This is a genomic window from Mesorhizobium sp. B2-1-1, from assembly GCF_006442975.2.
In the GTDB taxonomy this organism is placed as follows: Bacteria; Pseudomonadota; Alphaproteobacteria; order Rhizobiales; family Rhizobiaceae; genus Mesorhizobium.
The window spans coordinates 4,047,077-4,061,673 of record NZ_CP083954.1 but is presented as its reverse complement, the minus strand read 5'-3'; the positions used below and the strand labels follow the sequence as shown (position 1 = coordinate 4,061,673).

Sequence of the window (14,597 nt, the reverse complement as noted above, 5' to 3'; positions counted from 1 at the left end):
TTGTTGCCTGGACTGAAAGCCTCTCTATGGACTGCCCGATCTCGGGAACCCGCCCAGGAAGGCGATAGCCCGACACGGCTGCCGCAATCTTGTGCTTGCGATCAATCCGGCTTCGGCCTAAGTCACCGGCGATCCCGGAGACATTTATGGCTGGCACATCCCAACACGGTAAAGCGTTCATTCGCCCGAAGAAGAAGGCCCACCTTCTCGTTATCGAGGCACGCTTCCACGACGATCTTGCCGACGCGCTGCTCGAAGGCGCGACGAGCGCGCTTGACGAAGCGGGTGCGACCTACGACGTCGTCACCGTTCCAGGTTCGCTCGAAATTCCCGCCGTCATTACCTTCGCGCTGGACGGCGCGGCGGAAGGCGGCATGAACTATGACGGCTTCGTCGCGCTTGGCACCGTCGTCCGCGGGGACACCTATCACTTCGATATCGTCGCCAATGAATCCAGCCGCGCACTGATGGACCTGTCCGTGCAGGACTCGGTCTGTATCGGCAACGGCATCCTGACCACGGAAAACGACGCACAGGCCTGGACGCGAGCCAAGCGTTCGGAGGGCGACAAGGGTGGCTTTGCCGCGCGCGCGGCGCTGACCATGATCGCGCTCAAGGAACGACTGGGAGCGCGATCGTGAGCGACCCCGCTTCGCCCGGACAGCCCACGGTGCGACACGCCAACAAGCGCGGCGCGGCGCGGCTTGCCGCCGTGCAGGCCCTCTATCAGATGGATGTCGCCGGCAGCGGCGTCTTCGAGATCACTGCCGAATACGAAGCGTTTCGCCTCGGCAAGGAAGTCGATGGCGCGCTTTACCGCGAGGCGGATGCCCAATGGTTCCGCGCCATCCTCACCGGTGTCGTCGAGGACCAGAAAACCATCGATCCGGTTATCCGCCAGGCGCTGACCGATGACTGGCCGCTGTCGCGCCTCGATTCGACACTGCGCGCAATCCTGCGCGCCGGTGTCTACGAACTGATCAAGCGCGAAGACGTGCCGGTGGCGGTGATCGTTTCCGAATACGTCGATATCGCCAAGGCTTTCTACGAGGAAGACGAGCCGAAGCTGGTCAACGCCGTGCTCGATCGCGTCTCCCGTCGGGTGCGTGGCGAGGGACGCGGCAAGGACGCTTCATGACGGCGGTCGCCATCGAGGCGGCCAGGGAGGCGCGGCGCACCGCGTTGATCCTCGCCGCCTCGCAGGCGATCATCGGTTCGGCAGCGCCCATCGCCATCTCCATGGGCGCGCTTGCCGGTCAATATCTGCTCGGCCCGGACAAGTCGCTGGCGACGGCGCCGATCACCGGCTTCAATCTCGGCGTGGCACTCGGTGCGCTGCCGGCGGCGGCCATCATCCGCGCCATGGGCCAGCGCGGCGGCTTCGTGACCGGTACGATCGTCACCGCGCTTGGCGGTCTGGTCGCGACGCTGGCACTCTTCCATGGCAGTTTTTGGCTGTTTGCCTTCGGCCTGACGGTGATCGGTGTCGGTGGCGCCTTCGTCCAGCAGTTCCGCTTTGCCGCCGCCGACAATGCGCCGCCGCAGTTCAAGGCGCGCGCCATCTCCTTCGTGCTGGCGGGCGGCATCATCACCGCCATTCTCGGACCGCAGATTGTCATCTTCACCCGCGAGTTGTTCGCACCGGTGATGTTTGCCGGTTCGTTCGCATCCATCCTGGTGCTAGCCGCCGTCGGCGCGGCGATCCTGTCATTGCTGCGCCTGCCGGCGAGGGCCGCCGCCGGCGGAACGGAAATTGCCGGCAGCGATGCCCGGCCCTTGGCCGAGATCGTCACGCAGCCGCGTTTCGTCGCGGCACTCTTCTGCGCGGTCGGCAGCTATGCCCTGATGAGCTTCGTCATGACCGGCGCGCCGCTCGCCATGGTCGGCTGCGGCCTGTCGGAGGACGATGCGACGCTCGGCATTTCGTGGCATGTCATGGCAATGTTCGGGCCGAGCTTCTTCACCGGATCGCTGATCCATCGCTTCGGTGCTGAACGCATTGTCGCGGTCGGCCTCCTGCTGCTGATCGGCTGTGCGGTCGTCGCGCTGTCCGGCTTGGCGCTATGGCAATTCTGGACGGCGCTGATCCTGCTCGGCCTCGGCTGGAATTTCGGCTTCATCGGCGCCACGGCCATGGTCGCGGCAAGCTACCGGCCTTCCGAAAAGGGCAAGGTGCAGGGGTTCCACGACTTCGTCCTGTTCGGCTCCGTGGCCTGCGCCTCGCTGATGTCGGGCATGGTCTACAATGCCTGGGGCTGGACCATGCTGAACTGGATGATCTTTCCCGTCACCGTGCTATGCTTCGTCGCGCTCGGCGCGCTGAGGATTGCGAGCTTGCGTCTGGCTTGACGCCCAATTTGAATTTATGCGTCCGGCGGCAGAACCTGAAGCACTCGCGCTATGAACATGTGAAACTCAGCCATGTAGTTGCGCAGGAAGTCCTCAGTGGATTCGACCGTCACCTCGCCGTCGTCGGTGATCAGCCCCGGCGTGAACTGTATGTAGGCTTCAGGCGCGTTCATCTGGGGCGAATTGCAGAAACTCAGAACGCTTCGAAGGCTTTGTTGGGCGACGGCGGTCGCGATGGCGCCCGGCGATGTTCCGATGACGGCCGACGGTTTGCGCGCGAACGAATTCTTGCCGTAGGGCCGACTGGCCCAGTCGATTGCGTTCTTCAATCCACCAGGGATCGAGCGGTTGTACTCCGGGGTGACGAACAATACGGCCTGGACGGAGGCGATCGCCTTTTTGAAATCCCGGGCTGCCGGTGGGAAGTCGGCGTCATAGTCGTAGCTGTACAGTGGCAGATCCTTGAAGGCGATTTCGGTCATGTCGAGTTCGGGAGGGGCAAGTTGAACGAGCGCCTTCGCGAGCTTGCGGTTGATGGATTCCCGGGCAAGACTGCCGATGAGGTAACCGACTTTGTGTATGGCCATGACACGCTCTCCGTGTTTGCCACCCGCACCCTCACCGCATTATCCGCCAGATGGCAGCAGATCGCCAGCGTCGCGTCGCAATTGGCCTTCCGAACAAAAATATTGCGTCTGTACCACTTGTTATGAAACCGTGTGCCCCGACGAGACGTTGGAGCCGTGCTCATATGCGGCACCGAATTCCGGTTCACAGCAAGGGATTTTCACAATGTTTTCAATCAAGCTTCTGGCTGGCGCGGCGCTCGCGCTCGGTATTGCGATAGCATCGGCGAATGCTCAGGTGGTCGTCTCCTCGAAGATCGACACCGAGGGCGGCGTGCTCGGCAACATCATCCAGCTCGTCCTCAACGCCAACAACATCAAGACCACTGACCGCATCCAGCTCGGCGGCACGCCGGTGGTGCGCAAGGCGATCACCGCCGGCGAGATCGACATCTATCCCGAATACACCGGCAATGCCGCCTTCTTCTTCGAGAAGGCCGACGACCCGGTCTGGAAGGACGCCGCCAAGGCCTATGAGACGGCCAAGAAGCTCGATTACGACGCCAACAAGATCGTCTGGCTGTCGCCGTCGCCGGCCAACAACACCTGGGCGATCGCACTGCGCAAGGAGGTGGCCGAAACCAATAAGCTCGCCACCCTGTCCGACTTCGGCAAATATGTCGCCGGCGGCGGCAAGGTGGTGCTCGCGGCCTCGGCCGAGTTCGTCAATTCAGCCGCGGCCCTGCCGGCGTTCCAGACCACCTACGGCTTCACGTTGAAGCCTGACCAGTTGATCACGCTCTCCGGCGGCGACACGGCCGCGACCATCGCGGCGGCAGCCAACCAGACCAATGGCGCCAACGCTGCCATGGTCTACGGCACTGACGGCGGCATCGCGCCCTCCGGGCTGGTCGTGCTCGACGACGACAAGGGCGTGCAGCCGGTCTACCAGCCGGCGCCGGTCATCCGCGAGGCGGTGCTGAAGGAGCATCCCGAGATCGAGACGTTGTTGAAGCCGGTCTTCGCCAAGCTCGACCTCATCACGCTGCAGGAACTCAACGGCCGCGTCCAGGTCGGCGGAGAGCCGGTCAAGGGTGTGGCGGAAGACTTTTTGAAGAAGAATGGGTTCTTGAAGTAGTCAGCGCTTAGCTGACCGTGATGCTGGTGCGAGGCGCCCCCCTCTGGAAGCTGCCGATCTCCCCCCTTGCGGGGGAGATGTCCGGCAGGACAGAGGGGGGTGCTGTCCCGCCGACCTCTCAACTCGTCACAGCTGCGCGCTCGGACAGGACCGTTTTCGAACAAGCCGACGCTCGAAAGTTGGCGATCCTTCACACCCCCCTCTGGCCTGCCGGCCATCTCCCCCGCAAGGGGGGAGATCGGAAATCGCGTCGGCTTTCGCCAGTCGCCAGCCAACTGTGTACCTCGTGGCAGATTTCCCCCTTTGAGGGGCAGCCATGACCCTCCGCTTCGACAAGCTCGGCGTGGTCATCGCCGCGATCGCTGCCTATGCGGCTTTCGTAGCACCCTTCGCCACGTTCCGCGCCAATCGCATCGTGCCCGGCCAGGCGCGCTCGATCGTAGAGGCACTTCCGGCAATGGCCGGCCCGCTGCTTTTGGCCATCGTTGTCGCAGCCGCGCTTGTCGCGCTGCTGAAAACGCCGCTCGTCCTGCGCCTTGCCGCCAGCGTGATCACGCTGGCGGCTCTCGCGCTGTTGATCGGCGTCACCGGGACATTCCTGACCCCGGCAGGCAATACCTTCGCGCGCGTTTCGCCGGCCTCCGGGTTTTGGCTGCTGATCTTTGCCTTTACCCTCCTGCTGGCCGACGTGCTGACGAGAATGAACCTGTCTCCCTGGTCACGTGTCGGCGTGCTTGTCGTTGCCGCGCTCGCCATCGGGCTGCTGCTCATATCGGGATCCTGGGACAGCCTTTCGATCCTCAAGGAATATTTCAACCGTGCCGACAGTTTCTGGGCCGAGGGCGCCAAACATGTCACGCTGGCGCTTGGTTCGCTGGCGGCGGCGGTGATACTGGGCCTGCCGCTTGGCATCCTGTGCCATCGCGTCGAGCGCCTGCGCGCCGGCGTGCTCAACGTGCTCAACATCGTCCAGACCATTCCCTCGATCGCGCTGTTCGGCCTGCTGATCGCGCCGCTCGGCTGGGTGGCGGCGCATGTGCCGGGAGCGGCCGCGCTCGGTATCCGCGGCATCGGAACGGCACCTGCGTTCGTGGCGCTGTTCCTCTATTCGCTGCTGCCGGTCGTCGCCAATACCGTGGTCGGCCTTGCCGGTGTGCCGCATGCCGCCAATGACGCGGCGCGCGGCATGGGCATGACGGATCGCCAACGCCTGTTCGGCGTCGAGTTTCCGCTGGCCTTCCCAGTGATCCTCACCGGTATCCGCATCGTGCTTGTGCAGAACATCGGCCTCGCCACCATCGCCGCCCTGATCGGCGGCGGCGGCTTCGGCGTGTTCGTGTTCCAGGGCGTCGGCCAGACCGCGATGGACCTGGTGCTGCTTGGCGCCGTGCCGACGGTTGCGCTCGCCTTCGCTGCTGCCATCATTCTCGACGCGGTGATCGAAATGACCTCAACCAAGCGCAGGGCGGACCCCGCATGATCGAGATCGAACGCATTACCAAGCGCTACGATGCGACCACGGTGGTCGATGAAGTCTCGATGATCATAGAGCCCCGCACCCTTTGCGTCATCGTCGGCACCTCGGGCTCCGGCAAGACGACGCTGCTTCGCATGATCAACCGGCTGGTCGAGCCGACTTCCGGCGTCATCAAGCTCGACGGCGCCGACAACCGCTCGGTGCCCGGCTACGAGCTGCGGCGCAGCATCGGCTACGCCATCCAGGGCCATGGCCTGTTCCCGCACCGCACGGTGGCGCAGAACATCGCCACCGTGCCGGCGCTGCTTGGCTGGGACAAGGATCGCATCAAGGCCCGTGTCGACGAACTGATGACGCTCTACCAGCTCGACCCGCAGGCCTACGGGCCGCGCTATCCGCACGAGCTCTCTGGCGGCCAGCAACAGCGCGTCGGCGTCGCCCGCGCGCTCGCGGCCGAACCCAATGTGCTGTTAATGGACGAGCCGTTCGGCGCGCTTGACCCGATCATCCGCACCAAGGCGCAGGAAGATCTGCTTGCAATCCAGAGGCGCTTCGGCACCACCATCATCCTCGTCACCCACGACATGGAAGAGGCCGTGCATATGGGCGACAAGATCGCCGTCATGGATGCCGGCAAGCTGGTACAATATGCCAGGCCGGCGGAGATACTGGCGAGGCCGGCCAGCGGCTTCGTCGAGACCCTGGTCGGCGCCAGCGAAAAACCGTTCCGGCTGCTGTCGCTCGGCCGCGTGCGCGACGCAGTCGAAAAGGGCGCGGCGGAAGGTGAGGCGATTCCTGGCGACGCCAGCCAGCGCGACGCGCTGGCCGAACTTCTCTGGTCTGGCCGTCCGGCGCTGCCGGTCAAGGATGCCGACGGCAAGCCGCTCGGTCGCGTTACCATCGACGGCTTGGTGAAGCGTGCGGCGAGGCCGGCATGAAAGCCTGGCTGCCGTTGCTGCTCAGGCTTGCGCTGGTGGTGCTGCTGGTCGCTTTCGTCACCAGCCCCGGCTGGTTCGAGCCGCTGCTCAAGCCGCTGACCGAGAACGGCGCGCCGGTGATCTACAATCAGGGCAGCTTGCTGACGCTGATGCTGCTGCACCTGCGCACCGTGCTGATCGCCACGCTCGCCGCCACCATCGTGGCGGTCGCGCTCGCCATCCTGGTCACCAGGCCTGCCGGCGCCGAATTCCTGCCGCTGTCACGCAGCCTGGTCAATATCGGCCAGACTTTCCCGCCGGTGGCGGTGCTGGCGCTTGCCGTGCCGGCGGTAGGGTTCGGCGAGAAGCCGACGCTGATCGCATTGTTCCTCTATGGTCTGCTGCCGATCTTCGAGAACGCGCTGACCGGCCTGACGACGTTGCCCGGCAATGTCATGGAAGCGGCGCGCGGTGCCGGCATGACCGGTTGGCAAAGGCTGCTGAAGGTCGAATTGCCGCTCAGCGCGCCGGTCATCCTAGGCGGCATAAGGCTGTCGGTGGTTATCAGCCTGGCCACCGCCACCATTGGCTCGACGGTTGCAGCGAAGACATTGGGCGAGGTGATCATTGCCGGGCTCTTGTCCAACAATCTCGCTTTCATCTTGCAGGGCGGCCTGATCGTTGCCGCCTTGGCCGTGCTGATCTATGATGGGTTGTCGGCGGTCGAACGCTATGCCGCGCGGCGCATGGGGCGCCAGGCCGAGTAGGCTTCTGTCCCGGTGCTCCGATCTTTCAACGTCCACTTGAACGGGCAGGGTGGTCGAGCGTCAGTTCGAGTTCGATGCCTTGCTCTTTGCAGATCCAGCGGCGGCAGATGACGGCAAAGTCGTGTTGTGTGCCGGCTTTCACGAGCGAGACAAGATCACCCACGGCGCAATCGCTGCCGAGCTGGAGCGCCTCGATGGGTTCGGCGATGACTTGCTTGCCGGCATAATGTCTTGCGCTGGCCGTGAGCGTAATCAACACCCGCCTGCCAGTTGCGCGATCTTCGGGACTCGGCGATTGCTTGGGCCGATGCCCCGATCCTTCAGCAGGAGTTCTTGCCATGACCTTGCGCTTCTCCAAGATCGTCATGTGTCTCTGTCTGGCGGCTTTCGCCTTTCTTGTCGCTTTCGGCAACGTCACCGATTACGGCTCAAACTTCGCCTTTGTCCAGCACGTGCTGAGCATGGACACGACCTTTCCCGGCAACGCGCTGATGTATCGCTCGATCACCAACCCCTCGCTATGGACGACGGGCTACTGGCTCATCATCGCCGGCGAGGCGCTGACCTGTCTGCTCTACCTGATCGCGGCCTGGAACCTGTGGCAAGCGCGCAATGCCAGCGGAGAGGTTTTCAACGATGCCAAGAAATTCGCCGTTATCGCCGCGACGATGGGATTCCTGATCTGGTATCTTGGATTTATGGTGGTGGGCGGCGAGTGGTTCGCCATGTGGCAATCGAGCATCTGGAACGGCCAGCAGAAGGCATTCGTGTTCTACATGACCATGCTGGCGGTGCTGATCTTCGTCGTCCAGCCAGACGGTGATCTGCGCCAAACCTGAGTGCTGATCCGTGATTTCAATCGATATAAAGCAGCAGCGGCATGGCGACACCTGCCGCCGTCTGGCTCTTTTGGGCGAAAGCCGGGCAAAAACCGAACAATATCTTGACGTTCGCGGCCCTGTTTCGCATACACCGCTGCGAAGAGGGGGATTCCGCGCACGGGATTCCGTCTTTGTCTCAACGGCCCAGGGAGGGGTTCTTTTGGGCCAGCAATCGAGGAAAACCCGGCATGACCATAATTTCCGCCGTCATCGCCTGCGGCCTGCTTTCTGTCCTTTACGCCATCTGGGCGACACGTTCGGTCCTCGCGTCGGACCAGGGCAATGCACGCATGCAGGAAATCTCCGCCGCCATCCGTGAGGGCGCGCAAGCCTATCTGGCGCGCCAGTACACCACCATCGCCATCGTCGGCGTGGTCGTGCTGCTGCTCGCCTGGTGGCTGCTGTCCATCACCGCCGCGATCGGCTTCCTGATCGGGGCCGTGCTTTCGGGCGCGGCCGGCTTCATCGGCATGCATGTTTCGGTGCGGGCCAATGTTCGCACGGCACAGGCCGCTTCCAACAGCCTTGCCGCCGGCCTCGACATCGCATTCAAGTCGGGCGCCATCACCGGCATGCTTGTTGCGGGCCTTGCCCTGCTTGGCGTGTCGATCTACTACCTGATCCTCACCCATTTCATGGGGCTTCAGCCCAATGACCGTATCGTCATCGACTCGCTGGTTTCGCTCGGCTTCGGCGCCTCGCTGATCTCGATCTTCGCCCGTCTCGGCGGCGGCATCTTCACCAAGGGTGCCGATGTCGGCGGCGATCTGGTCGGCAAGGTCGAAGCTGGTATTCCCGAGGATGATCCGCGCAACCCCGCCACCATTGCCGACAATGTCGGCGACAATGTCGGCGACTGCGCCGGTATGGCGGCCGACCTGTTCGAGACCTATGCGGTGACAGTCGTCGCCACCATGGTGCTGGGCGCCATCTTCTTTGGCGGCACCGCGGTTCTGAGTGCCGCGATGCTCTATCCGCTCGCTATCTGCGGCGCCTGCATCCTGACCTCGATCGTCGGTACTTTCTTCGTCAAGCTCGGCTCCAACGGTTCGATCATGGGCGCGCTCTACAAGGGGCTGATCGTCACCGGCCTGTTGTCCATCGTGGGCTTGGGCGTCGCCACCTCGGCCACGCTTGGCTGGGGCGAGGTCGGCACTGTCGCCGGCATGGTCATCACCGGCAAGAACCTGTTCATCTGCGGCCTGATCGGCCTCGTGGTGACCGGTCTCATCGTCGTGATCACCGAGTACTACACCGGCACCAACAAGCGTCCGGTCAACTCGATCGCCCAGGCGTCGGTGACCGGGCACGGCACCAACGTCATCCAGGGCCTTGCGGTCTCTCTGGAATCGACGGCACTGCCGGCCATCGTCATCGTCGGCGGCATCATCTCGACCTATCAGCTCGCCGGCCTTTACGGCACGGCGATCGCCGTCACCACCATGCTCGGCCTTGCCGGCATGATCGTCGCGCTCGATGCCTTTGGCCCGGTCACCGACAATGCCGGCGGCATCGCCGAAATGGCCGGCCTGCCCAAGGAAGTGCGCCACTCCACCGACGCGCTCGACGCGGTCGGCAACACCACCAAGGCGGTGACCAAGGGCTATGCCATCGGTTCGGCGGGCCTCGGCGCACTGGTGCTGTTCGCGGCCTATTCGAACGACCTGAAATTCTTTGCCGCCAATGGCGACAAATATCCCTACTTCCAGGGCATGGGCGAGGTCTCCTTCGATCTTTCCAACCCCTACGTCGTCGCCGGCCTGATCTTCGGCGGCTTGATCCCGTATCTGTTCGGTGGCATCGCCATGACGGCCGTCGGCCGCGCGGCGGGCGCCATCGTCGAGGAGGTGCGCAAGCAGTTCCGTGACGACCCGGGCATCATGGCCGGCACGTCCAAGCCGAACTATGCGCGCGCGGTAGATCTTCTGACCAAGGCGGCGATCCGGGAAATGATCATCCCGTCGCTGCTGCCGGTGTTGGCGCCGCTCGTCGTCTATTTCGGCGTGCTGCTGATCTCGGGCTCGAAAGCGTCGGCCTTTGCGGCTCTCGGCGCCTCTCTGCTCGGCGTCATCGTCAACGGCTTGTTCGTCGCCATCTCGATGACTTCGGGCGGCGGCGCCTGGGACAACGCCAAGAAGTCGTTCGAGGACGGATTCACCGACAAGGACGGCATCAAGCACCTGAAGGGTTCCGAGGCGCACAAGGCCTCGGTGACCGGCGATACGGTCGGCGATCCCTACAAGGACACGGCCGGCCCGGCGGTCAACCCGGCGATCAAGATCACCAATATCGTGGCGCTCCTGCTGCTGGCGGTGCTGGCGCACGGCTGAGCGGCAAAGCTCGACAATGAAAACCCGCGGGGAGCAATCCTCGCGGGTTTTTATTTGACGGCGGTTTTGGAACGCGGAAAACGAATTTCAACGGCTGCGTCCGCGTCCTGCCGTCGCTGTCTGCCCATCGCCGACGAGCCGGCCTCTCCCGCCCCATGATAACAAAAACCCGTGGGATCGCTCCCACGGGTTTTTGGTCGCCTGAGATGGTGCTGCCATCCCCAAGGGGAGGCGGGTCTGAGATCAGGGAGTGCCGCCGCCGGGAATGCCGGGCGCCAGCTTGCTGGCGCCGTTGATGATCTGGCTGAGGAAGTTCTGGTCCTTGCCGCCAGTCGGCGTGGTGCGCGAGATGAAGTCGAAGATCTTGCCGTCCTTCAGGCCGTAATTGGCGATCTGGGTGACCCGCCCATCGGCCCCGAAATAAACCGCCAGCACATGCTGATCGATCAGCCGGGGCTTGTCGAAGGCGACATAGCGCTTGCGAGTCTGCGAGATGTAGTAAAAGGCTTCATTGTCGAAGGTCGCCGTCGTCGAGGGCGTGCCGAGCGCGAGCAGCACCTGCTCGCGGCTTGAGCCGACCGGCACCGAATCGATCGCCTGCTGATCGATGACATACCCCTGCGTCAGCGTTTCGCTGGGGTTCAGATCACCGATCATCTTGGAACTGTTGCAGGCCGAAAGCGCCGCAATGATGGCCAGCAGCGAGATCGCGCCAGCGGGCCTGGAAGAGAAGGTCGACTTGAAATTCAGCGCGCGCAACAACAATTCTCCATTATATCGCCGCAACTTGCGCTGGGCCGCAAAACCGGTAAACCAGCTTGCTTGCCGATGCAACAAGGCCAATTCAACAAACGGTCCCCGGAGACCATCCCCATGTTCCAGCGCCTTTTTGGTCGCGAACGCCACGCCAACCGCGCCATCACCGACGCGCTTTACGCACAAATCGTGGCGGCCGCGCGGCAGACCGTATTTTATTCCCACTGGAATGTGCCGGACACGCCGCTTGGGCGTTTCGAAATGCTGTCGCTGCACATGTTCCTGGTCCAGCACCGGCTGCGTGGGGAAGACGGCGTGGCGCAGGAGATCGCGCAGGTGCTGATCGACGAGTTTTTTCTCGACGTCGACCATTCGCTGCGGGAACTCGGCATTGGCGATGTCGGAGTGCCCAAGCGCATGAAAAAGCTGGCGAAGATGTTTTATGGCCGCACCGCCGCCTATGACGACGCATTGGAGCGCAATGATCATGATGGGCTCACCGCCGCCCTTGCACGCAATGTCCGGCCCGACGCCGCGGCCTGGGCGGAAGCGTCACGACTGTCCGACTATGTCGCCGATGCCCGCAACCGGCTGGCCACGCAGCCGTGCCGGGCGATCGTCTCCGGCACGGTGACCTTTCCGCTCGCCCAGGAGGCAGATCGATGAAGCACGCCGATCCGCAAAGTCCGGTATCGTTTTTTGCCAACGTCGCCCGCCTGCCGCAGAAGGGCTTGCCGGTGGTCATCGAGGCCGACGCCACCCAGCGCGCGACACTCGCCGAAGAGCACAGCTTGCTCTCGGTCGAAGCCTACCGTGCCGAATTCCTGGTGACGCCGTGGAAACGCAATGGCGTGAAGGTCAGCGGCCGGGTCGAGGCCGACATCACCCAGGCCTGTATCGTCACGCTCGATCCGGTCGGGGCGCATATCGACGAATCATTCGAGGCTCTGTTCCTGCCCGAGGATTCCAAGCTTGGACGACAGGGATTCGAAGGCGGCGGCGAGATCCTGCTCGACGCGGATGGACCTGACAGTCCCGAAACATTTTCAGGCGACACGATCGATGTCGGGGCACTCGCCGAGCAGTTCTTCGGACTGGCCATCGATCCTTATCCGCGCAAGCCGGGTGCGTCGCTTGATGCCGGCCGCGAGGCCGAACCGGTGGAGAATGAATTTCAGCAGAAACTGCGGTCGCTGTTGGGAAAATCCTGAAAACCTCACCCGCGACGGAAAAGTCGGTTGTGCGAATGTCCAAAACCGCTATTTTCGCCGAACCTTCGCGATCACTAAAACGATCCGCCGCCTAAGCAAAACCGTGAGATGAATACCGCGTGATCAGGATTTCCATCGATGCCATGGGCGGCGATCACGGACCAGCCGTGGTCATTCCGGCGCTCATGACGGTCGCGACCCGCCGTCCCGACGTCCGCTTCGTCATCTACGGGCGGGAGGAGGCCGTACGACCCGAACTGGCCAAATTTCCCAAGCTGGCCGGTGTGAGCGAATTCTTCCACTGCGAGGTGGCCGTCAGGATGGACGACAAGCCGAGCCAGGCACTGCGCCATGGCCGCTGGAAATCGTCGATGTGGAAGGCTGTCGAGGCGGTCAAGTCGGGTACGGCGGACGCCTGCGTCTCGGCCGGCAACACCGGCGCGCTGATGGCGATGTCGAAATTCTGCCTGCGCACCATGGCCACCATCGACCGCCCGGCGATCGCGGCACTTTGGCCGACGCTGCGCGGCGAAAGCGTGGTCCTCGACGTCGGCGCCACCATTGGCGCGGATGCGCACCAGCTCATTGATTTTGCCATCCTTGGAACCGGCATGGCCCGATCGGTCTTCGGCGTCTCGCGGCCCAGTGTCGGCCTGCTCAATGTCGGCGTCGAGGAGATCAAGGGCCAGGAAGAGGTCAAGGAGGCTGGGCGCATGCTGCGTGAAGCCAATATGGCCTCGATGAACTATCACGGTTTCGTCGAGGGCGACGATATCGGCAAGGGCGTGGTCGACGTCGTCGTCACCGAAGGCTTCGCCGGCAACATCGCCCTGAAGACGGCGGAAGGCACGGTGCGCCAGATTGGCGGCTACCTGCGGGCGGCGATGAGCCGTACGCTGATGGCCAGGATCGGCTATATCTTCGCCAAGGGCGCGTTCGATCGCCTGCGCGAAAAGATGGATGTCGGCCGCTCCAATGGCGGCGTTTTCCTGGGGCTGAACGGCATTGTGGTGAAAAGCCACGGCGGCGCCGATTCGGATGGTTTCGCCGCCGCCATCGAACTCGGCTACGATATGGTGCGCAACAATCTGCTCGACCGCATCGAGGCCGACCTGGACTTGTTCCATGCGCGCAATCCGCATGCCCAGACATCTAGGAAATCCGACGTCGTCAGCGACGCAAAGGAATAGGAAAGAACTTTGATCAGATCAGTCGTGCGCGGCATGGGCGCCGCGCTGCCCCGCCGCATCATGAAGAATGCCGACTTTGAAGGCATGGTCGAAACCTCGGACGAGTGGATCGCCCAGCGCACCGGCATCCGCCAGCGCCATATCGCGGCCGACGACGAGACCACCGCTTCGCTGGGTGAGGCGGCGGCGCGCGCAGCGCTCGCCGATGCCGGCCTGACACCCGGAGACATCGACCTGATCGTGCTGGCGACCTCGACACCCAACAATACTTTTCCGGCCACGGCCGTCGAAATCCAGAACCGGCTCGGCATGCATCACGGCTTTGCCTTCGACCTGCAGGCGGTATGCTCGGGCTTCGTCTATGCGGTAACCACGGCCGACCTCTATATTCGCGGCGGCTTGGCCAAGCGCGTGCTGGTGATCGGCTCGGAGACCTTCTCGCGCATCCTCGACTGGACCGATCGCTCGACCTGCGTACTGTTCGGCGATGGCGCCGGCGCCCTGGTTCTTCAAGCCGGCGAAGGGGGCGGCAGTATTGCCGACCGCGGTGTGCTAGCGATGAGCCTGCGCTCCGACGGCGCGCACAAGGACAAGCTCTTTGTCGACGGCGGGCCTTCGACGACGGGAACGGTCGGCTATCTCAGGATGGAAGGCCGCGAGGTCTTCAAGCATGCGGTGGGCATGATCACCGACGTCATCGAGGCGACGTTTTCGCAGGCCGGCATCACCGCCGACGACCTGGACTGGTTCGTGCCGCATCAGGCCAATAAACGGATCATTGACGCTTCCGCCAGGAAGCTCGGGATAGCTGAGGAAAAGGTGGTGGTGACGGTCAATCTGCACGGTAACACCTCGGCTGCTTCCGTGCCGCTGGCGCTTTCCGTGGCTGTTGCCGATGGCCGCATCAAAAAGGGCGACCTTGTGCTTCTGGAAGCGATGGGCGGCGGCTTCACCTGGGGCGCGGTTCTGCTTCGCTGGTAAGTGCCGAACGGTCCGGTTCGGTCCTTGACCTTGC

General features: G+C 63.5%; 17 protein-coding genes. 14 read left to right on the top strand and 3 right to left on the bottom strand.

Annotated features, from left to right (window positions below):
* The first annotated feature begins 146 nt into the window (after positions 1 to 146).
* Genes ribH through FJ972_RS20035 form a run of 3 tightly spaced genes read left to right on the top strand, consistent with a single transcriptional unit; the run spans position 147 to position 2,349 of the window.
* Entirely contained in the window at positions 147 to 641 is a 495-nt protein-coding gene (gene ribH / locus FJ972_RS20045; protein ID WP_140494037.1) for a 6,7-dimethyl-8-ribityllumazine synthase, read from the top strand.
* On the top strand, positions 638 to 1,138 hold the full coding sequence (nusB, locus tag FJ972_RS20040; protein ID WP_140521777.1) for a transcription antitermination factor NusB: 501 nt from the start codon (positions 638 to 640) through the stop codon (positions 1,136 to 1,138). The genes ribH and nusB overlap by 4 nt, the downstream gene beginning before the upstream one ends.
* Complete coding sequence (locus FJ972_RS20035) at positions 1,135 to 2,349, top strand: MFS transporter (protein WP_140521779.1); 1,215 nt, start codon at positions 1,135 to 1,137, stop codon at positions 2,347 to 2,349. Before nusB ends, FJ972_RS20035 begins: the two co-directional genes overlap by 4 nt.
* Before the next feature lie 14 nt (positions 2,350 to 2,363).
* Here FJ972_RS20035 and FJ972_RS20030 read toward each other — a convergent pair whose 3' ends face one another.
* Positions 2,364 to 2,936, bottom strand: coding sequence for an NADPH-dependent FMN reductase (locus FJ972_RS20030; protein ID WP_140494031.1), 573 nt, complete (start codon positions 2,934 to 2,936; stop codon positions 2,364 to 2,366).
* Between FJ972_RS20030 and FJ972_RS20025 the strand changes: the two genes are divergently transcribed.
* The 5 genes from FJ972_RS20025 (at position 2,853) to FJ972_RS20005 (ending at position 7,214) form a co-directional block, all read left to right on the top strand.
* Entirely contained in the window at positions 2,853 to 3,062 is a 210-nt protein-coding gene (locus tag FJ972_RS20025; RefSeq protein WP_181165181.1) for a hypothetical protein, read from the top strand. The genes FJ972_RS20030 and FJ972_RS20025 overlap by 84 nt on opposite strands.
* 79 nt (positions 3,063 to 3,141) lie before the next feature.
* A complete protein-coding gene (locus tag FJ972_RS20020; protein WP_140521781.1) occupies positions 3,142 to 4,053 on the top strand; it encodes an ABC transporter substrate-binding protein in 912 nt (303 codons plus the stop codon).
* A gap of 316 nt (positions 4,054 to 4,369) precedes the next feature.
* On the top strand, positions 4,370 to 5,533 hold the full coding sequence (locus tag FJ972_RS20015) for an ABC transporter permease (RefSeq protein WP_140521783.1): 1,164 nt from the start codon (positions 4,370 to 4,372) through the stop codon (positions 5,531 to 5,533).
* Entirely contained in the window at positions 5,530 to 6,468 is a 939-nt protein-coding gene (locus FJ972_RS20010; protein WP_140521785.1) for an ABC transporter ATP-binding protein, read from the top strand. The genes FJ972_RS20015 and FJ972_RS20010 overlap by 4 nt, the downstream gene beginning before the upstream one ends.
* Positions 6,465 to 7,214 (top strand): ABC transporter permease, encoded by a 750-nt coding sequence (locus FJ972_RS20005; protein ID WP_140494023.1) that lies wholly within the window; start codon positions 6,465 to 6,467, stop codon positions 7,212 to 7,214. The genes FJ972_RS20010 and FJ972_RS20005 overlap by 4 nt, the downstream gene beginning before the upstream one ends.
* A 25-nt stretch (positions 7,215 to 7,239) precedes the next feature.
* Here the strand turns inward: FJ972_RS20005 and FJ972_RS20000 are convergent, their stop codons facing one another.
* Positions 7,240 to 7,572: a hypothetical protein gene (locus FJ972_RS20000; protein ID WP_226880353.1), complete on the bottom strand. Its 333-nt coding sequence runs from the start codon at positions 7,570 to 7,572 to the stop codon at positions 7,240 to 7,242.
* On the opposite strand from FJ972_RS20000, the gene FJ972_RS19995 reads away from it, so the two are divergent.
* Together FJ972_RS19995 and FJ972_RS19990 are read left to right on the top strand one after the other, a co-directional pair.
* A complete protein-coding gene (locus tag FJ972_RS19995; protein ID WP_140521789.1) occupies positions 7,553 to 8,053 on the top strand; it encodes a DUF2165 family protein in 501 nt (166 codons plus the stop codon). The two genes, FJ972_RS20000 and FJ972_RS19995, sit on opposite strands and share 20 nt — an antisense overlap.
* A 230-nt stretch (positions 8,054 to 8,283) precedes the next feature.
* Positions 8,284 to 10,425, top strand: coding sequence for a sodium-translocating pyrophosphatase (locus tag FJ972_RS19990; RefSeq protein WP_140521791.1), 2,142 nt, complete (start codon positions 8,284 to 8,286; stop codon positions 10,423 to 10,425).
* 243 nt (positions 10,426 to 10,668) lie between these two features.
* On the opposite strand, the gene FJ972_RS19985 is transcribed toward FJ972_RS19990, so the two are convergent.
* Positions 10,669 to 11,184 (bottom strand): outer membrane protein assembly factor BamE, encoded by a 516-nt coding sequence (locus FJ972_RS19985; protein WP_140494015.1) that lies wholly within the window; start codon positions 11,182 to 11,184, stop codon positions 10,669 to 10,671.
* Between the two features lie 114 nt (positions 11,185 to 11,298).
* On the opposite strand from FJ972_RS19985, the gene FJ972_RS19980 reads away from it, so the two are divergent.
* The 4 genes from FJ972_RS19980 (at position 11,299) to FJ972_RS19965 (ending at position 14,563) form a co-directional block, all read left to right on the top strand.
* Entirely contained in the window at positions 11,299 to 11,847 is a 549-nt protein-coding gene (locus FJ972_RS19980) for a ubiquinol-cytochrome C chaperone family protein (protein WP_140494013.1), read from the top strand.
* Entirely contained in the window at positions 11,844 to 12,392 is a 549-nt protein-coding gene (locus FJ972_RS19975; RefSeq protein ID WP_140515709.1) for a YceD family protein, read from the top strand. Before FJ972_RS19980 ends, FJ972_RS19975 begins: the two co-directional genes overlap by 4 nt.
* A gap of 119 nt (positions 12,393 to 12,511) precedes the next feature.
* Positions 12,512 to 13,582: a phosphate acyltransferase PlsX gene (gene plsX, locus FJ972_RS19970; protein WP_140494009.1), complete on the top strand. Its 1,071-nt coding sequence runs from the start codon at positions 12,512 to 12,514 to the stop codon at positions 13,580 to 13,582.
* A 9-nt stretch (positions 13,583 to 13,591) separates the two neighbouring features.
* Positions 13,592 to 14,563: a beta-ketoacyl-ACP synthase III gene (locus FJ972_RS19965; protein ID WP_140521793.1), complete on the top strand. Its 972-nt coding sequence runs from the start codon at positions 13,592 to 13,594 to the stop codon at positions 14,561 to 14,563.
* The last annotated feature ends 34 nt before the right edge of the window (positions 14,564 to 14,597 follow it).